The sequence below is a fragment of the Streptomyces sp. NBC_00075 genome, assembly GCF_045041225.1.
Taxonomy (GTDB): Bacteria; Actinomycetota; Actinomycetes; order Streptomycetales; family Streptomycetaceae; genus Streptomyces; species Streptomyces adonidis.
In genome coordinates, this window is the sequence record NZ_CP108243.1 from 11217721 (window position 1) to 11235338 (window position 17618).

Genomic DNA, 17618 nt, shown 5'->3' on the forward strand with positions numbered 1-17618 from the left:
ACCTATGTCTGCCGCCCCGGTGCTGGTCCCACCCCCGCCCAGTGAGGTGTTGTGAACCGTATGCGTACCCTCGAAACCCTCTCCGGCGGCGAGTGGGTGTCGACCGGCGACTGGATCGACGTCCACGACCCGGCCGACGTCCGCGCCCCCATCGCCCGCGTCCCCGCCCTCGCCGCCAAGGACGTCACCCGGGCCTACGACCACGCCGCGCGCGGATTCGTCACCTGGAAGCGCACCAGCCCCTTCGAACGGGCCCGCGTCTTCACCGACGCCGCCCGGCTGATCCGCGAACGGGTCGACGAGATCGCCGCAGACGTCACCGCCGAGAACGGCAAGACCCGCGCCGAGGCCACCGGCGAGACGCTCAAGGCCGCCGACTTCCTGGAGTACTACGCCGGTCTCGCCCGGCAGGGCTACGGCACCCTCCTGCACGACGTACGCCCCGATCACCGCACCCACACCCAGCGCGAGCCCATCGGCGTGATCCTCGTGATCAGCCCCTGGAACGACCCGCTGATCACCCCGGCCCGCAAGCTCGCCCCGCTGCTCGCGGCAGGCAACGCGGCCGTGTTCAAGCCGGCCACCGAGACCCCGCTGTCGGGCCTGCACTTCGCCCGCGCCCTGTACGACGCGGGTCTGCCGGCCGGTGTCCTGAACGTCGTGACCGGCCGTACGGCGGAGATCGAGGAGGCACTCCTCGACGACCCGCGGATCGTCGGCATCACCTTCACCGGCTCCAACGCCGTCGGCAACCGTATCCGGCGTCGCCTCGCCGACCGCAACGTCCGCTTCCAGGGCGAACTCGGCGGCAAGAACGCCTCCGTCGTCCTGCGCGACGCCGACCTGCCCGCGGCCGCGAAGGCTGTCGTCGCCGCCTCCTTCGGCCAGGCAGGCCAGCGCTGCACCGCCACCAGCCGGGTGATCGTCGAACAGCCGGTGTACGAGGAGTTCGCCCGTCTGCTGGTCGCCGAGGTCGAGACGCTGAGGGTCGGCCCGGGCAGCGACCCGGCGACGACCCTGTGCCCGTTGTCGAGCCCGAAGCAGCGCGACAGCGTCCTCACGGACCTGGACAAGGCGATCGAACAGGGCGCCACCGTCCTCACCGGCGGCCGGGCGGACACCGAGGGTGAGCGCGCGCACGGCTGCTATGTGCAGCCGACCGTCCTCGCCGGGGTCACGCCCGAGACGGCGATCTGGCGCGAGGAGGTCTTCGGCCCGGTCCTCGCCCTCCGCGCGGTCGACGACTTCGCGACGGCCGTCGAGGCGGTCAACGACTCGGACTTCGGCCTCGCGGCGGCCGTCTTCACCCGCGACCTGGGCAGCGCCTACCGCTTCGCAGACGAGGCCGAGTGCGGACAGGTCGCGGTGAACACCACGACCACCGGCTGGGACGTCCATCTGCCCTTCGGCGGCTTCCACGACTCCGGTACGGCCTACAAGGAGCAGGGCGACGAGGTGCTGCGCTTCTCCACCCGGGTCAAGACGGTCGCGATCCATCTCGGGGAGCCGGTTCGTGGCTGACGAGACCGTCGGCATCGTCGGCGCCGGCATCGTGGGCCTGGCCACGGCCCGCGAGATCGCCCTGGGCCGCCCCGGCACCCGGGTCGTCGTCTTCGACAAGGAGCCGGAGGTCTCCCTCCACCAGACCGGCCACAACTCGGGCGTCGTGCACGCCGGCATCTACTACACGCCCGGCAGCCTGAAGGCCGACCTGTGCGTACGGGGCGTGGCGCTGCTGCGCGAGTACTGCCGGGACCGCGAACTGCCGTACAAGGAGATCGGCAAGCTGGTCGTGGCGGTCCGCGAGGACGAACTGGGCCGGATGAACGACCTCTACGAGCGGGCCAGGAACAACCACGTGCCCGATCTGCGGCGGATCTCCAAGGAGGAGATCCGGGAGTTCGAACCGAACGGCGCCGGTGTCGCCGCGCTGCACTCGCCCCGGACCGCCATCACCGACTACCCGGCGATCGCCCGCTCCTTCGCCAAGGACGTCGTCGACTCCGGCGGCGAGGTCAGGCTCGGCTTCCCCGTCACGGGCATCACCACCGTGCCGGGCGGCATCGCGGTGGCCTCGGGCCAGGAACGTGTCCGCGTGGACCGGCTGATCCTGTGCGCCGGCCTCCAGTCGGACGCCGTGGCACGGCTCGCGCAGGACGAGCGGGAGCCGCGGATCGTCCCGTTCCGGGGCGAGTACATGCTGCTCAAGCCGGAGAGGACCGGCCTGGTCCGGGGGCTGATATATCCGGTGCCCGACCCGCGCTACCCCTTCCTCGGCGTGCACTTCACACCGCGCGTCGACGGCTCGGTGGAGGTCGGCCCCAACGCGGTCCTGGCCCTGGCCAGGGAGGGCTACACGCGGACGAGGATCTCCCCGAAGGACCTCCTCGGCCTCGCCGCCTACCCGGGCACCTGGAGGATGGCGGCCCGGCACTGGCGTACCGGCATCCGCGAATACCGCGGCTCCTTCTCCACGGCCGCCTTCATGAAGGACGCCAGGCTGTACGTCCCGGACGTCGGCGTCTCCGACGTCGTGCGCGGCGGAGCAGGTGTCCGCGCCCAGGCCCTGGACCGCGACGGCACCCTCCTGGACGACTTCCGCATCCATCGGGTGGGCCGGGTCACCGCCGTACGCAACGCGCCCTCGCCGGCCGCCACGGCCTCCATGGCGATCGCCGAGCACATCGTCGGCGCCGTCTTCGGCGACGCCTCCGCGAGCTGAGAATGCCCTGCTCATGGGGCGGTCACGTGCAACAAGTGCTTGCGCTCCCAGGGGCTCCGCAAGGTCTCGCACCACGCCTAGCGTTCGACCCGCACCCCCTCACCACCCTCCGCCGAAGAGAAAGAGCCCGCCGATGTTCGTTGTCGACACACAGATCCACATCTGGCTGGAAGAGTCCGAGGACCGCCCCTGGGTCCCGGGAGCGCGGGAGCGCATCCGCCTCAACGGACACCGCGAGGACCCCTTCTCGTACGAGGAGGCGCTGGAGCTGATGGACGAGGCGGGGGTGAACCGGGCGCTGATCCTTCCGCCCTCCTGGGAGGGCGACCGCATCGACTACGCCCTGGAAGCCTGCGAGGCGCACCCGGACCGGTTCGGCATCATGGCCCGTATCCCGCAGAACAAGCCCGAAGAGGGCAAGGCGATGCTCGCGGACTTCGCGCAGAACCCGCACGTCAAGGGCACCCGGCTCACCTTCCACCGGCCGATCGACCGCAACTGGATGATCGACGGCACCAACGACTGGTACTGGCCCCTCGCCGAGGAACTGCGCGTCCCGACGATGGTCCACGCGCCGATCTGGAAGCGCGAACTCGGCGAGATCGCCGCCAAGCACCCCGAGCTGAAGATCATCATTGATCACATGGGCATCATGGCCCGCTGCGTCGACGACTCCATCGGCTACTGGGTCTCGGAGACCGCCGACCTGGCCGCCCACCCCAACATCTACGTCAAGCTCTCCGCGCTGCCGGGCTACTCGACGCAGCCCTTCCCGAACAACAACATCCAGAAGTACGTGCGCGAGATGGTCGACAAGATGGGCCCGCAGCGCTGCTTCTACGGCACCGACATCACCCGGCTGCTCGGCCACGGCATCACGTACACCGACACCATCGAGCAGTTCACCAAGCACTGGGACTTCACCCCGGAAGAGCTCGAATGGATCATGGGCCGGGGTATCTCCGAGGTCCTGAACTGGCCGATCGAGGGCTGACATGAGCCAGAGCCACAGTCAGTACATGGACGGCGGCGACGCGGCCGTCCGCGCCTTCACCGCCGCCGGCGCCGACTACCTGTTCTGCTCCTCGGGATCCGAATGGGCCCCGGTGTGGGAGTCGTTGGCCAGGCACCACCGCGACGGACTGCCCTGTCCGCGCTACCTGGATCTGACCCACGAGACCGTCGCGGTCGGCATGGCCACCGGCTACGGCCTCGTCGAGCGCCGGCCGCAGGGCGTGCTCCTGCACGCGGCCCCCGGCCTCCTCCAGGGCTCGATGGCGGTCCACGGCGCGCTGCTCGCGGGCGTCCCCATGGTGGTCGCCTCCTCGGAGTCGACGACCTACGGCGACGGCCCCGGCCAGGACCCGGGCGGCCAGTGGTACCGCAACCTGTCGATCGTGGGCGGCCCGCACGGCGTCGCCCAGCCGTTCACCAAGTGGTCCACGGAGGCGGCGAGCGTCCACACGCTGCCGACGATGATCACCCGTGCCGCCGAACTGTCCTGGCGGGCCCCGGCGGGACCGACGTACCTCAACATCCCGCTGGAGATCCTCCTGGAGGAGTGGGACGGCCGCGAGGCCAAACCGATCGTCCCGCCCGGCTCCACCCACAGCTCGCCCGAAGAGGTCGACCCCGTCGCCCGGTTGATCCGCGAGGCGGACAACCCCGTCGTCGTCACCGAGACGGCGGGCAGGGAGGCAGGAGGCTTCGAGGCCCTGGCCGCGTTCGCCGAGGCGTGGAACATCCCGGTCGTCGAACCGGACTCGGCCGTGTGCGGCAACTTCCCGCGTACGCACCCCCTGCACGCCGGCTCCGACATCGGCCCGTGGCTGGACGAGGCGGACCTGATCCTCCTCGTCAACTGCCGGGCCCCCTTCTACCCGCCCTCCCGCCGCCCGGACCACGCGAAGGTCGTCGTCATCGACGAGGTACCGCAGCGCCCGCACATCACCTACCAAGTCCTTTTCGCCGACCACTACTTGGAGGGCAATGTCGTCAACACCTTGCGCCAGCTCACCAAGCGCGCCCACGGGCTCGACACGGCTGCCGTCACCGCACGCCGTACGGCACAGGAGCAGCGGCACGCCGACGAACAGACGGCGATCGCCGCGACGGAGGCGAAGGCGGCCGGGGGAGAGGGCATCGACCCGGTGCTCCTCGCCGCGACCCTGCGGGGGCTCCTCGACGGACGGGACGCGATCGTCGTCGATGAGACCATCACCCACAGCCGGGTCGTCAAACGCCATCTCCAAGTCTCCGACCCCGACTCGTACTTCTACGTCCAGGGTGGACTCGGCCAGGGCATGGCGGTCGCCCTCGGCGTCAAACTCGCCGCGCGGGAACGCCCGGTGGTGCTCACGATCGGCGACGGCGCGTTCGCGTACAACCCGGTCGTCCCGTCGTACGACGCCTCGAAGACATACGAACTCCCGCTGCTGATCGTGGTGTTCAACAACCGTGTCTACAAGTCGATGAACCTCAACCACCGCCGCTTCTACCCCCAGGGCGCGGCGGCCGAGACCGGCGAGTGGCTCGGCACCGATCTGCACCGCCTGCCCCGACTCGCCGCGTTCGCCGAGCCGTTCGGGATGCACACCGAGACGGTCGACGCGCCCGATGCCCTCGCGCCCGCTCTGGAGCGCGCCCTCAAGGCCGTGGCGGACGGTACGACCGCCGTCGTCGACGTTCTCGTCACCCGCTGACCCAGGAGACCCCGCCACCATGTCCGACACCCCAACGCCCAAGCCGGGCAAGGTCATTGTCCCCGCCGCCGAACTGCGTACCCTGGCCGCCGCCATCCTGGAGAAGGCGGGCCTCAGCTCCGGGCACGCCCGCACCACCGCCGACGTGTTCGTCTGGGCCGCACAGCGCGGCGTCGACTCCCACGGCATCGCCCGCGTCCCCGCCTACGTCGAACTGCTGGCCAAGGGCGTGGCCAACGCCAAGCCCGACCTCACGTTCGAGTCCACCACGCCGGCCGCCGCGGTGCTGGACGCCGACCGTGCCCCAGGCCCGGTGGCCCTGACCGCCGCTGCCGAGGAGGCCGTACGACGGGCCAGGACGACCGGTATCGCCTCTGTCGGCGTACGCCGGACCGTCCACACGGGAGCCATCGGCTACTACGTCTGGAAGATCGCCGAGCAGGGACTGGTCGGCATCGGATTCGTCGCCGGAATGCCGAACATGGGCTACACCGGCGTCAAGGGCGCCGCCGTGGCCACCAGCCCGATCGCCATCGCCGTACCGGCCCGCGAACACGCGCCACTGCTCCTCGACATGGCCACCGCGACCATCGCCCTGGGCAGGATCCGCCAGGCCAGGGCGAACGGCACCCAGTTGCCCGAGGGCGCCGCCGCCACCGAGGACGGCACCCCCACCACCGACCCCGAACTGGCGGTCATGCCGCTGCCGTTGGGCGGCGCCAAGGGCTCGGGCATGTCGCTCGCCTTCGAACTGCTGACCAGCGTGCTCGTCGGCGCCCCGATCTTCTCCGCCTTCCACTCGGACGACCCCCAGGGCCGCAAACACCGCCAGAACGCCCTGCTCATCGCCCTCGACCCGGCGGCCTTCGGTGACCCGGACGCCTTTGCCGCAGCCGTCGACACGACACTGGGCACCCTGAAGCAACTCCCGGTCGCGGAGGGCGCCGCAGGCGTCTTCTACCCGGGCGAGCGCAGCGCGGCGCTGGCCGAGGGCCGGGCCGAGGAGGGGGTGCCCGTGGCACCGAAGGTGTGGCGCGAACTGAGGGAAGGGGCGGAGAAGTTGGGCGTCGCGCTGCCCGAGATCGCGGGCACGGAATAGAGGAATCCGACGGTGGCCAGGGAGGCCTGAGTCGACTTGGGCCACGCGGTGACGGTGTCGCTGACGGTCCCAGCGGTCAGTTCGCTGCCCTCGACGCCGACCATCGCGGCTCGCGACTCCGGGCTCCGGAGGCGGTGGCGCTCACCGTGCCGGGCAGGCGGTTGCGGGGTCGCCCTCCTGGACTTGACCAGGGCGTGCATCGCGGAGCCCGTGGCGGGATCGAGTTCCTTGACGGCGTCCAGGGGGAGTGCCGGGGTGAGGCACTGGTCGCCGTCGTTGCACTGGCGCGGCTTGCGGGACGTGGAAGCGGCCCCGCCGTGGACGCTCTCAGACCGGATACGCGTGCGTCTGTGTCGCCTTCACCGTCGCCCAGACCTCAGCCCCCGGGTGCAGTTCGAGTTCGGCGGCGGCGACCGTGGTCAGGTCCGCGGCGAGCGGTAGCTCTCCCGTGAGGTCGGCGCGGATCTGGTCGCCGTGGGTCTCCAGGCCCGCGACCTCGCAGCGCCACAGGTTGCGGGCGCTGGCGCCGGTCGGGCGGTCGCGGTAGAGGGTGACCGCGCTCGGCGGGAACGCGACGAACACCGGGCCGGACAGCACCTCCGTGGTGGTGATGGCGGGGCCGGTGTCGAGACGGACGCTGTGGCCGTCGGCCTTGCCCCGGTAGAGGTTGAGGCCGACCAACTGGGCGATGTAGTCCGTACGGGGATGGCGGGCGATGTCGGACGGGCCGCCTTCCTGGACGACCCGGCCGTCCTCGACCACGACCAGTCGGTCGGCCAGCACCATCGCGTCCAGCGGGTCGTGCGTGACCAGGACGGCGACGGCCTCGAACTCGGCCAGGTGGCGCCGGAGTTGGGCGCGTACTTCCAGGCGGGTACGGGCGTCCAGTGCCGCCAGCGGCTCGTCGAGGAGCAGCAGGCGCGGGCGGGTGGCCAGCGCTCGGGCCAGGGCGACGCGCTGGGCCTGGCCGCCGGACAGCTTGCGCGGTTTGGCGCCGGCATGGTCCGCGAGGCCGAGGCGGTCGAGCCACTCGGCGGCCCGCGCACGTGCCTCCGCTTTGGTCGCGCCCTGGCAGCGCGGCCCGAACGCCACGTTGTCCAGGGCGGTCAGGTGGGGGAAGAGCAGGTAGTCCTGGAAGACGACGCCGACCGGGCGGGACTCCGGCGGCGTACGCTCCAACGCCGCGCCGTCCAGGCGAAGATGACCGTCGTTGAGCGGGGTCAGGCCGGCGAGTGCGCGCAGGGCGGTGGTCTTCCCGGCACCGTTCGGGCCGAGCAGGGCGACGACCTCACCGGGCGCGACACTCAGCGCCACGTCGAGACGGAAGGTGCCACGCTCGACGACGAGACGGGCGTCGAGCCCGTCGGGGGCATCGCGGAGGGTGGTCATCCTGCTGTCATCCAACGGTCGCGCAGGCCCGCCAGCACCGCGACGGACACGGCCAGCAGGACCAGACTGAGGGCGATGGCGGCCTCCGGATCGCTCTGAAGTGCCAGATAGACGGCCAGCGGCATGGTCTGGGTACGACCAGGGAAGTTGCCAGCGAAGGTGATCGTCGCCCCGAACTCGCCCAGTGCCCGCGCCCAGGCCAGCACCGCGCCGGCCGCGATGCCCGGCGCGATCAGCGGGAGCGTCACCCGGCGGAACGCGGTGAACCGGGAGGCGCCGAGCGTGGCCGCCGCCTCCTCGAAGCGGGGGTCGGCGGCGCGCAGGGTGCCCTCGACGCTGATGACGAGGAAGGGCATCGCGACGAACGCCTCCGCGACCACGACCCCGGCCGTGGTGAACGGCAGCGTGATCCCGAACCAGGAGTCCAGCGACCGCCCGACGATCCCGTTGCGGCCGAGCGCCATCAGCAGCGCCACACCGCCGACCACCGGCGGCAGCACGAGCGGAAGCGTGACCAGGGCCCGGACAAGGCCGCGTCCGGGGAACTCGACACGGGCCAGCAGCCAGGCCAGCGGCACACCGATGACCAGGCTCACGGCGGTGGCGGCGGTGGCGCAGACCAGGGAGAGCTGGAGCGCCTGCCACACCTCGGCGCTGGTCAGCAGTTCGGGCAGGCTGCGCCAGGGGGCCCGTACGAGCAGTGCGATCAGCGGTACGACAAGGAACGCCACGCCGATCAAAGCGGGGACCAGCAGCGGCAGGGGAGCCCCGCGACCGCCACGGCTGCTGCCGCCCGTCCGGACGCGCCGACGCCGCGGACCACCCCGGAGGGCGTCGGCCGCGGCGTCGGACTTGTCGGTCGGGAGGGTCACGGCTTGAGGAACCCGGCCTCGGTCAGGACCTGCTGGCCCGCCGCCGACCGCACCAGTGCGATGAACGCCTTGGCGGCCTCGGTGTTCTGGGCGTCCTTGAGCCGGACGATCGGGTACTCGTTGATGGCGTTGGCGGACTCGGGGAACTCCACGCCCTCCACCTTGTCACCTGCGGCGTGCACATCGGTCTTGTAGACGACGGCCGCGTCGGCCTCCTTCAGCTCGACCTTCGTCAGGGCGGCCTTGACGTCCTGCTCGTAGGAGACGGGGGTGAGCTTCAACTTGGTGGCGTCCAGGGCCTTCTGGGCGGTGGCGCCACAGGGCACCTCCTTGTCGCACAGCACGACCTTCAGTCCGGACTTGGTGAGGTCCTTGAGCGAGGCGATCTTGTCGGGGTTGCCCGGCAGGGTGGCGATCTCCAGCTGGTTGCGCACGAAGGTGGCGGGTGTGCCGGTGGCGTCGCCCGCGTCCGTGACGATCTTCATCGTCTTGGGGCTGGCCGACGCGAACACGTCCGCCGGAGCACCGCCGGTGATGCCGGCGGCGAGGGAGTCGCTGCCGCCGAAGCTGAAGGTCACCTTCGTACCGGGGTGGTCCTTCTCGAACTGCTCGCCCAGCGTCGTGAAGCTCTCCTTCAGCGAAGCGGCGGCGAACACGGTCACCGTGCCGGACAGCTTGTCCGACGACGCGGCGGACGCGGTGGAGTCCGACTTCGCCGACGAGGAGTCGTCGGACGACGAACAGGCGCTCAGGGCCAGCAGCGCGGTGGCCCCCAGGGCGGCCACCCGCATCGGTCGGCGGGTCCGGCGCACGGTACGGGTCATCACGGGTCCACTCTCTCTGGTCCTGACGGACACATTCACCTGGAGTCCTGACAGCGGGTTCAGGCGCTGATGATACTGCCGCAGATGCAAGGCAAATGTCTCCTGTGCCTTCGCATGATCCGTAACTGTGATCTGTTGAGATGGCATGTGCGTTTGCACGGGACCCGGGTCCGGGGGCTGGAATCGCGTTGCCGGAAGCGATCTGGGTAACTACGTTCGGCCCATGGCGGATGACGAACCCACGCGTGCGGCGCGGCTGCTGGACGCCCAGGCGAAGGCCGAGCGGCTCTTCACGGAGATCGAGAAGCGCGGGCTGATCGCGCCCGGTGAGGGCGAGCGGGCGGTCAGCGACCGGGTCCGGGACCTGGCGAACGAGCTGTTCGGCACGACCCGGCACTGGCACAAGCGGATCGTGCGCTCGGGGCCGAACACGCTGAAGCCCTACCGGGAGAACCCGCCGGACCGGGTGATCGGCGCGGACGACATCGTGTTCGCCGACTTCGGGCCGATCTTCGAGGAGTACGAGGCCGACTTCGGCCGCACCTTCGTCCTCGGCGACGACCCGGTCAAGCACCGGCTCCGCGACGACCTGCCGCAGCTCTTCGCGGCGGGCCGTCGCTTCTTCGAGGCCGATCCGGAGATCACCGGGGCCCGGTTGTACGCCGAGGTGGAGCGGCTCGCGAAGGAGGCCGGGTGGGAGCTGGGCGGCTGGCACGCCGGGCATCTGGTCGGCGAGTTCCCGCACGAGTGGATCGAGGGCGCGGACGTGGAGTCGTACGTCGCGCCCGCCAACACCACTCCCATGCGGCGCACCGACAAGGCCGGGCGCCACTGTCACTGGATCCTGGAGATCCATCTCATCGACCGGGAACGGGAGTTCGGCGGCTTCCACGAGGAACTGCTCACCCTGTGATCCCGCGGTCCCTCAGTCGAATGGGTGGCTTACGCCCGTACCCCGGCGGTCCCGGCCGCAGTGCCCGGCACCGCCGAGCTGCCGGGGATGGGGGTCCGGGCGGGGCGTTCGTCGAGGACGTCGAGGATGTTGTCGACCGCCAGGTCGACCATCGCGGCCCGGGCGGCCTCGGTCGCCGACCCGATGTGGGGGAGCGTGATCACATGGGGCTCGGCGACCAGCGGTGACAACTCCGGTCCCATCGGCTCGCGTTCGAAGACGTCCAGCCCGGCGGAGTGCAGCCGCCCCTCCCGTACGGCGTGCAGCAGGGCCTCCTCGTCGACGACACCGCCACGCGAGGTACTGACCAGCGTCGCCGTCGGCTTCATCGCGGCCAGTTCGCGGGCCGAGATCAGATGCCGTGTCTCCTCGGTGAGCGGCACATGCAGGGACACGACGTCGGACTCGGCCAGCAGCGTGGGCAGATCCACCGAGGCCGAAAGGTCGTCGTCGGGCGCGTACGGGTCGTGGTGGAGCACCCGCATGCCGAAACCGTGGGCCCGGCGGGCCACCGCGCGGCCGATCTGGCCGTAGCCGACCAGCCCGAGGGTCGCTCCGTGGACGTCCAGACCGAGGTAGTCGTCCATCCGGAACAGCCCCCAGGAGCCCGACGCCAGAGACGCGCCGGCGGCGCCGATCCGACGGCGGGCGTTGAGGATCAGGGCGAAGGTGAGGTCGGCGGTGGTCTCCGCGAGGACCCCGGGGGTGTGCGTGACGACTATGCCGCGCTCGGCGGCGGCAGCCCGGTCGACGTTGTCGAAGCCCATGCTCGCCAGCGCCACGACACGCAGCGAGGGGCCGGCGGCGTGCATCAGCGCGGAGTCCACCGGATCGTTGCCCAGAGCGAGAACACCGTTCACCCCCGGGGCGAGCGCGGCGAGATCCGAGGCGTCGGGTTTGCCGGTCCCCGGCCAGGACACGACGTCGGCCGCCTCGGAAAGGCGGTGCAGACCGTGGCCGGGCAGGTTTTCACGGGTGGTGAGCACGTGGAATTTCATTTCCCGGACACTAGCGGCGACACTCGCCGGAAACAAAGAGCGGTTATGTGTGACGCTATTGTCGATCCTTATCGAAGGCCGCGATGAGTTCCAGAAACAGATCGTGCACGGCGAGTGCGGGTTCGGACAGAGGCTGATTGTCGGAGGTCACCAGTGACAATTTGACCTGGATCGTCGGATCCACGATGCGGCGCACCGGCAACGAACGTACGTCGAGAATGGCCTGCGCGGCCGACCAGGGCAGCACGGTGGCGCCCAGGCCCGCGTCCACCGCGTTGACGAGCGTGAGCGCCGACTCGACCTCGCCCACCACCTTCGGCTCCAGCGAAGCCTGCTGGAAGGCGGTTTCCACCACCTGCCGGATCGTGTGGATGCGGCTGGGGAGGAGCAGGGGCACATCCTTGAGCTCCTCCAGGCTCACCTCGCCTTCGTCCGCCGGAGCCGTCCCGTCGGGTGCCCCGATCAGGAACAGGTCCTCCGTGCGCAGCGGTTCGAACTGCACGCCCCTCAACGGACCCGCCCCGTAGATGAACGCCATGTCCATCCGCCCGGTCATGATGGCCTCGCTGATCACCCCGCCGAAGTTCTCGTTGATGTGCAGCAGGATGTCCGGATAGCGCTCGCGCACGCTCTTGAGCAGCGGCAACGCGAGCGCCGCGCCCAGACTGTACGGCGCGAGCCCCACCGACACACTGCCGGCGGGCGCCCGGCCGGACACCCCGACGGCGGCGTGCGCGAGGTCCACCTGCCGCAGGATCAACTGGGCGTGCCGGTACAGCGCCCGGCCCGCCTCGGTCGGGGCGACCCCGCGTTTGCTGCGAATCAGCAGCTGCTGCCCGAACTGCGCCTCCAGCGCCGACAGCTGCTGGCTGAGCGCGGGCTGCGCGATGTGCAGGATGTCGGCTGCCCGCGTGATGCTCCCCGCGTCAATGATCTTGATGAACGAGTACAGACGCCTGGTGTCCATGCGGGGCCTTCCACGGGGAACGGAGCCTCATCGTAGGGAGGGGCCATCCCGAAGCACAGCCCCGGTGGGCCCCAGGTGTGCTCTGGGTCATAGCCGTTCGCGATAACGCCAGACCGAACGGATATTGGCGGTCATGTGAGCCGGGGATTAAGTTGAGCGGAACATCCGGCCCTGGATATTTCCCGGAATATCACCGAGGCGTGATCGCATTTCCTTGCTCATATTCTCTCGCGGAGGCCGTCATGACCCCCATGGTTGATCTCGTCGCCGATCTCGGCGAGGGATTCGGCGCCTATTCGATGGGCGACGACGAAGCCCTCCTGGAGATGCTGACCTCCGCCAACGTAGCCTGCGGATTCCACGCCGGGGACCCCCGCATCATGGACGCCACCGTCCGCGGCTGTACGGAGAAACAGGTCGCCGTCGGCGCCCACCCGAGCTTTCCCGACCTGGCCGGCTTCGGCCGCCGCGCGATGGACCTTACGCCCGAGGAGGTCCGTACGGACGTGCTGTACCAGATCGGCGCCCTCCAGGCGTTCGCCGTCGCCCACGGCACCCGCGTACGGCATGTCGCCCCGCACGGACGCCTGGGCAACCTGGTCGCCGTACGCGCCGACTACGCCCGCGCCGTCGTGGAGGCCGTCGCCGCCCTGGACGACTCCCTCATCGTCCTCGCGCAGGACGGCGAACTCGCCGACGCCGCCCGCGCCCGAGGCCTGCGCGTGGGCATCGTCGGCATCGCCGACCGCGCGTACCGCGACGACGGGACACTCGTCCCCCGCTCCGAACCCGGCGCGGTGATCCACGACCCCGACGAGGTCGCCCGGCGCACCCTGCGCATGGTCACCGAGGGAGTCGTCCGCAGCGCCGACGGCAAGGACATCCCGGTCGCCTGCGACACCGTCCTGCTGCACGGGGACAGCCCCGGAGCGATCGCGCTGGCCCGCCGTATCCGCGAACAGCTCCTCGCCGCCGGAGTCGGGATCACCTCCCTCGACAAGGTGCTGAGCGAGAAGGGCGTCTGACATGAACGGCCACGTCACCATCACGGACTGCGGCGACTCCGCCCTGGTCGCCAAGGCCGTGGGCCTCGACGCCGAGGACGCCTGGCGGCTCGTCCACGCCCTCGCCGACGCCCTGGACGCCGTACGGCTCACCGGTGTCCACGACGTGGTGCCCACCTACGACGCCCTCCTCGTGGAGTTCGACTGCACCGCCACCGACCATGACGCCGTCCGGCGCGTCCTGTCGCGCGAGGCCGCGCGTCTCGGCCCTGACCCCGCCCCGACGACACCTCCGCGCCGCTTCGTCGTCCCCGTCGTCTACGGCGGCGAGCACGGGCCCGACCTGCCCGAGGTCGCGCGTCAACTCGACCTGACCGAGAGCGAGGTCGTCGCCCTCCACTCCGGGTCCGACCTGACCGTACGCTGCCTCGGCGCGCCCGCCGGTGCCCCGATGACCGACGGCCCGCCCTTCCCGAGGCCGGTGCCGAGGCTGGCCTCGCCCCGCACCCGCGTCGATCCCGGCTCGGTCGCCGTCGCCGGCCGGCAGGCCGTCATCTGCCCGATGCCCTCACCCGGCGGCTGGCCGCTCCTCGGCCGCACCCCCGTACGTGTCCTCGACCTGCACAGCGACCCGATCACCGCCTACCGGCCCGGCGACACTTTTCGGTTCCGCCCCATCACATCCCAGCAGTGGGACGAGTACGCCGACATGCCGCTGGCGGCCTGCCATGGCTGACACCCTCACGATCCGCACCGCGGGCATCGTCACCGTCCAGGACCTCGGCCGTGTCGGCCGCTCCCGCTACGGTCTGCCCGCCAACGGGGCCGCCGACCAGCACTCGGCACGCGTCGCCAACGTCCTGTGCGGCAACGACGACCGCGCCCCGCTGCTGGAGATCACGGCGCTCGACTTCGCCTGCGTGCCCTCCGCCGACACCCTCGTCGCGGTGACCGGCGCCCCCGCCGATGTGACCGTCGGGGAAGTGGCCCGCCCGCAGTGGGAACCGCTCTCCGTACGGGCCGGGGAGACGATCCGCGTCACCGGCATCCGGCGCGGACTGCGCGTCTACCTCGCCGTCCTCGGCTCGTTCGAGGCGGACTACCTTCAGGGCAGCTGCGCCCCCGACACCATCCTGGGATTCGGCCCCGCCCTGCGCGCCGGCGACGAACTCGCCCTGCGCACCTCCTGCCCACCCATCGACCACCCCTTCTCCCGCATCCCGCTGTTCCGCCTCAACGCCCCCGTCCTCCCGTTCCCCGCCACCTGGACCATCGACGTCACCGACGGCCCCGACCGGGCCGAGTTCGGAGACACCGGACGCCGCCTGTACGACGCCCCCTTCAGCGTCGGTCCGCAGAGCAACCACATCGGTCTGCGGCTGCGGGGCGACGTGCCCCGGAGGGTCACCCGGGGCGAGGTCCTCTCCCGCGGCGTCCCCATCGGCGCCGTCGAAGTGCCCGCCGGGGACGAACTCCTCGTACTGCACCGCGGCCGCGGTGTCACGGCCGGCTACCCCGTCCTCGCCGTCGTCACCGCCACCGGACTGTCCGCCCTGGGACAGGTCCGCCCCGGACAGACCGTCCGCTTCCGCCACCGCACCCTCGACCAGGCAGTCACCGCCCACCGAACCCAACGCCACGCCGTCGACGCCCTGAGAACCCGCGTCCGTGCAGCCTTCGACGCCCTGCGCATCCGCGCGCCCGCGGGGGCCTGATGACCGGCACGGGTTCCCGCCGGGGCCTGACGCCCCGCGCCTCTTCACACAGGCCCGCTTACGAAGGGGCGCGGGGAACTGCGCGACCAGCCCCCACCGGCCCGCACGAAATCCACTCACCCCCGCCCTCCCGCACATAGCTCACCCGCACACAAACCCACCCGCACTCGCTCACCCGCTCCCCGCCAACCCGCTGGAAGCACCCGCACGGAGCCGCACGTCCCCCGTCCCCAGCCTGCTCCCAGACAGGAGAGCCATGACCGCCGTGGCCGCCCAGCCAGTCCCCAACACCGTCGACCCCAGAACAGCACGCAAGGTCACCCTCGCGGGATGCGTCGGCATCTTCGCCGAGCTGTACGACAACGGCATCTTCGGCTTCATGGCCGGAACGCTCGCCGCCGTCTTCTTCCCGGGCTCCGACAACGCCATCCAGCTCGTCTTCCTCGGCTACGCCGTCTCCTTCTTCTTCCGCCCCCTCGGCGGCGTCATCTGCGGCCACCTCGGCGACCGCATCGGACGCCAGCGGATGCTGGTCTTCGTCATCCTGCTCATCAGCGTCGCCACCGCGGCCATCGGCGTCCTGCCCACCTACGCGAGCATCGGCATCGCGGCCCCCGCCCTGCTGATCCTGCTCCGCGTCGCCCAGGGCTTCTCCGTCGGCGGCGAGGCGTCCGGCGCGATGAGCTTCCTCGCCGAGCACGCCCCGGAGGGCAAGCGAGGCCTCTACACCAGCTACGCCCAGATCGCCTCGTTCCTCTCCCTGCTCACCGGTACCCTGATCGCCGCAGCCCTGACCAGCGGACTCGGCACCGAACGCATGGAGTCCTGGGGCTGGCGCATACCGTTCCTGCTCGCCGTCCCGCTCGGCATCACCGGCATCTACATCCGCAAGCGCATCAGCGACACGCCCAACTTCACGCGCCTGAAGGAAGAGGGCGGCCTGTCGAAGAACCCCCTCAAGGAGGCCTTCGCCTCCGCCGAGCACCGCCGCGCCATGCTGCTCGCCCTGTTCATCCCCCTGATGAACGGCTCCGGGTACTACGTCCTGTTCGGCTACATGCCCACCTTCATGAGCAGCGAGCTGGAGTTCACCAAGGTCCAGGGACTCCTCGTCACCGCCTCCAGCCTGGTTGCGATCTGTATCGCCATCCCCTACATGGGGCGCCTCTCCGACCGGGTCGGACGCAAGAAGGTCATCGCCGGAGCCGCGATCGCCATGGCCGCCATCGGCGTCCCTTGTTACCTCCTGATCGGCACCGGCAACGTCGCCCTCGCCGTCCTCGGCGCCTGCGTCATGGCCGTCGTGTTCGCCGGGCACACCGGAGTCATCCACATCCTGCTCGTCGAACTGTTCCCCACCCGGGTGCGCTACTCCGCCTACGGCCTGGGCTACAACGTCTCCGCCGCACTCTTCGGCGGCACCGCACCCCTGCTGATGACCTACCTCATCGACCGCACGGGCAACATCAACATGCCGGCCTTCTACGCCGTCCTCACCGCCCTCGGCACCCTCGTCGCCGTCTCACGGGTGAAGGACCGGGCCCACCTGCCCCTGCGCGACGCCTGACCGACTTCCAGGCACCCGCACACCCCCCACCCCGCACCCCGTACACCAAGGAGCACATCAGCATGCCCATCTCCGACTACAGGACGGCCCTCGTCACCGGAGCGTCGACCGGCATCGGAGCCGTGGTCGTCGAGCGACTCGCCAAGCGCGGCCTCGAAGTCCACGCCGTGGCCCGCAACGCCGAACGGCTCGACGCCCTCGCCGACGCCACCGGATGCATCCCGCACGCCGTCGACATCACCGACACCGAGGCGCTCACCGCCGCACTGGCCGGCCTGGAGATCGACGTCCTCGTCAACAACGCGGGCGTCTCCCGCACCGGCAACATCCTGACCGCCGACGCCTTCGCCGTCGACGAGCAGGTCGCCGTCAACATCCAGGCCGTCCTGCACCTCGTACGGCTGCTGATGCCCGGCATGGTCGAGCGCGACCTCGGCCACATCGTCAACATCAGCTCCATCGCCGGTGTCTACAACTTCGGCGGCAACACCATCTACCACGCCACCAAGGCAGCCGTGCACACCCTCTCCCGCCAGCTCCGCGTCGACGGCTACGGCCGCCGGATCCGGGTCACCGAGATCTGCCCCGGCCGGGTGGAGACGGAGATCTTCGGCCGCCTCCTCGGAGACATGGAAGAGGCCCAACGGCAGTACTACGACGGCTACGAGTCCCTCAAGCCCGAGGACATCGCCGACTCCATCGAGTTCGCCGTCGACGCGCCCCGCCACGTCAACCTCGGCCACATCGAGATCCTGCCCACCTTCCAGGTCCCCGGCGGCCTCAACTTCGAGCGCCGCGAGGGCTGAG

16 protein-coding genes are annotated in these 17618 nt (G+C 70.7%); 11 read left to right on the forward strand and 5 right to left on the reverse strand.

The window, feature by feature from the left end; translation table 11 throughout:
- Nucleotides 1-60: 60 nt before the first annotated feature.
- From OG787_RS49375 to OG787_RS49395, 5 genes are all read left to right on the forward strand, one after another.
- Nucleotides 61-1521 (forward strand): aldehyde dehydrogenase family protein, encoded by a 1461-nt coding sequence (locus tag OG787_RS49375; protein WP_405540004.1) that lies wholly within the window; start codon nt 61-63, stop codon nt 1519-1521.
- Nucleotides 1514-2722, forward strand: coding sequence for an L-2-hydroxyglutarate oxidase (gene lhgO, locus OG787_RS49380; RefSeq protein ID WP_405540005.1), 1209 nt, complete (start codon nt 1514-1516; stop codon nt 2720-2722). The genes OG787_RS49375 and lhgO overlap by 8 nt, the downstream gene beginning before the upstream one ends.
- A gap of 133 nt (nt 2723-2855) precedes the next feature.
- Nucleotides 2856-3716 carry an amidohydrolase gene (locus OG787_RS49385; RefSeq protein WP_369031586.1) on the forward strand — a complete coding sequence of 287 codons (861 nt, stop codon included), beginning with the start codon at nt 2856-2858 and terminating at the stop codon, nt 3714-3716.
- Between the two features lies 1 nt (nt 3717).
- Nucleotides 3718-5424 (forward strand): thiamine pyrophosphate-dependent enzyme, encoded by a 1707-nt coding sequence (locus tag OG787_RS49390; protein WP_405540006.1) that lies wholly within the window; start codon nt 3718-3720, stop codon nt 5422-5424.
- Nucleotides 5425-5443: 19 nt separating this feature from the next.
- Nucleotides 5444-6523, forward strand: coding sequence for an Ldh family oxidoreductase (locus OG787_RS49395; protein ID WP_405540008.1), 1080 nt, complete (start codon nt 5444-5446; stop codon nt 6521-6523).
- A gap of 327 nt (nt 6524-6850) precedes the next feature.
- Here OG787_RS49395 and OG787_RS49400 read toward each other — a convergent pair whose 3' ends face one another.
- From OG787_RS49400 to modA, 3 genes are read right to left on the reverse strand one after another with little or no spacing between them, the layout of a single operon-like run.
- Nucleotides 6851-7912 carry an ABC transporter ATP-binding protein gene (locus OG787_RS49400; protein WP_405540009.1) on the reverse strand — a complete coding sequence of 354 codons (1062 nt, stop codon included), beginning with the start codon at nt 7910-7912 and terminating at the stop codon, nt 6851-6853.
- Nucleotides 7909-8784 carry a molybdate ABC transporter permease subunit gene (gene modB / locus OG787_RS49405; RefSeq protein WP_405540010.1) on the reverse strand — a complete coding sequence of 292 codons (876 nt, stop codon included), beginning with the start codon at nt 8782-8784 and terminating at the stop codon, nt 7909-7911. The genes OG787_RS49400 and modB overlap by 4 nt, the downstream gene beginning before the upstream one ends.
- Nucleotides 8781-9608 (reverse strand): molybdate ABC transporter substrate-binding protein, encoded by an 828-nt coding sequence (gene modA / locus OG787_RS49410; RefSeq protein WP_405540011.1) that lies wholly within the window; start codon nt 9606-9608, stop codon nt 8781-8783. The genes modB and modA overlap by 4 nt, the downstream gene beginning before the upstream one ends.
- Nucleotides 9609-9831: 223 nt before the next feature.
- On the opposite strand from modA, the gene OG787_RS49415 reads away from it, so the two are divergent.
- Nucleotides 9832-10521, forward strand: a complete 690-nt coding sequence (locus OG787_RS49415) for a M24 family metallopeptidase (protein ID WP_405540012.1) — start codon at nt 9832-9834, stop codon at nt 10519-10521.
- A gap of 29 nt (nt 10522-10550) precedes the next feature.
- Here the strand turns inward: OG787_RS49415 and OG787_RS49420 are convergent, their stop codons facing one another.
- Together OG787_RS49420 and nac are read right to left on the reverse strand one after the other, a co-directional pair.
- Nucleotides 10551-11558, reverse strand: a complete 1008-nt coding sequence (locus OG787_RS49420; protein WP_405540013.1) for a 2-hydroxyacid dehydrogenase — start codon at nt 11556-11558, stop codon at nt 10551-10553.
- Between the two features lie 55 nt (nt 11559-11613).
- The gene (gene nac / locus OG787_RS49425) at nt 11614-12525 is read right to left on the reverse strand and encodes a nitrogen assimilation transcriptional regulator NAC (protein WP_405540014.1); all 912 of its coding nucleotides are present in this window, start codon (nt 12523-12525) and stop codon (nt 11614-11616) included.
- A gap of 242 nt (nt 12526-12767) precedes the next feature.
- Between nac and OG787_RS49430 the strand changes: the two genes are divergently transcribed.
- The 5 genes from OG787_RS49430 to OG787_RS49450 all read left to right on the forward strand — a co-directional run bounded on the left by OG787_RS49430 (nt 12768) and on the right by OG787_RS49450 (nt 17617).
- Complete coding sequence (locus tag OG787_RS49430) at nt 12768-13550, forward strand: LamB/YcsF family protein (protein ID WP_405540015.1); 783 nt, start codon at nt 12768-12770, stop codon at nt 13548-13550.
- Between the two features lies 1 nt (nt 13551).
- Nucleotides 13552-14265, forward strand: a complete 714-nt coding sequence (locus OG787_RS49435; RefSeq protein ID WP_405540016.1) for an allophanate hydrolase subunit 1 — start codon at nt 13552-13554, stop codon at nt 14263-14265.
- Entirely contained in the window at nt 14258-15244 is a 987-nt protein-coding gene (locus tag OG787_RS49440) for a biotin-dependent carboxyltransferase family protein (protein WP_405540017.1), read from the forward strand. Before OG787_RS49435 ends, OG787_RS49440 begins: the two co-directional genes overlap by 8 nt.
- 256 nt (nt 15245-15500) lie before the next feature.
- Nucleotides 15501-16811, forward strand: a complete 1311-nt coding sequence (locus tag OG787_RS49445; RefSeq protein ID WP_389347051.1) for an MFS transporter — start codon at nt 15501-15503, stop codon at nt 16809-16811.
- 62 nt (nt 16812-16873) lie between these two features.
- The gene (locus OG787_RS49450; protein ID WP_369031574.1) at nt 16874-17617 is read left to right on the forward strand and encodes an SDR family oxidoreductase; all 744 of its coding nucleotides are present in this window, start codon (nt 16874-16876) and stop codon (nt 17615-17617) included.
- Nucleotide 17618 lies beyond the last annotated feature (1 nt).

What these genes read in the sequence shown, in the direction of transcription:
- OG787_RS49375 (WP_405540004.1), top strand. Translation starts at nt 61, where the DNA reads ATGCGTACCCTCGAAACCCTCTCCGGCGGCGAGTGGGTGTCGACCGGC.
- OG787_RS49385 (WP_369031586.1), top strand. Translation starts at nt 2,856, where the DNA reads ATGTTCGTTGTCGACACACAGATCCACATCTGGCTGGAAGAGTCCGAG.
- OG787_RS49390 (WP_405540006.1), top strand. Translation starts at nt 3,718, where the DNA reads ATGAGCCAGAGCCACAGTCAGTACATGGACGGCGGCGACGCGGCCGTC.
- OG787_RS49395 (WP_405540008.1), top strand. Translation starts at nt 5,444, where the DNA reads ATGTCCGACACCCCAACGCCCAAGCCGGGCAAGGTCATTGTCCCCGCC.
- OG787_RS49400 (WP_405540009.1), bottom strand. Translation starts at nt 7,912, where the DNA reads ATGACCACCCTCCGCGATGCCCCCGACGGGCTCGACGCCCGTCTCGTC.
- modA (WP_405540011.1), bottom strand. Translation starts at nt 9,608, where the DNA reads ATGACCCGTACCGTGCGCCGGACCCGCCGACCGATGCGGGTGGCCGCC.
- OG787_RS49415 (WP_405540012.1), top strand. Translation starts at nt 9,832, where the DNA reads ATGGCGGATGACGAACCCACGCGTGCGGCGCGGCTGCTGGACGCCCAG.
- OG787_RS49420 (WP_405540013.1), bottom strand. Translation starts at nt 11,558, where the DNA reads ATGAAATTCCACGTGCTCACCACCCGTGAAAACCTGCCCGGCCACGGT.
- nac (WP_405540014.1), bottom strand. Translation starts at nt 12,525, where the DNA reads ATGGACACCAGGCGTCTGTACTCGTTCATCAAGATCATTGACGCGGGG.
- OG787_RS49430 (WP_405540015.1), top strand. Translation starts at nt 12,768, where the DNA reads ATGACCCCCATGGTTGATCTCGTCGCCGATCTCGGCGAGGGATTCGGC.
- OG787_RS49435 (WP_405540016.1), top strand. Translation starts at nt 13,552, where the DNA reads ATGAACGGCCACGTCACCATCACGGACTGCGGCGACTCCGCCCTGGTC.
- OG787_RS49440 (WP_405540017.1), top strand. Translation starts at nt 14,258, where the DNA reads ATGGCTGACACCCTCACGATCCGCACCGCGGGCATCGTCACCGTCCAG.
- OG787_RS49445 (WP_389347051.1), top strand. Translation starts at nt 15,501, where the DNA reads ATGACCGCCGTGGCCGCCCAGCCAGTCCCCAACACCGTCGACCCCAGA.
- OG787_RS49450 (WP_369031574.1), top strand. Translation starts at nt 16,874, where the DNA reads ATGCCCATCTCCGACTACAGGACGGCCCTCGTCACCGGAGCGTCGACC.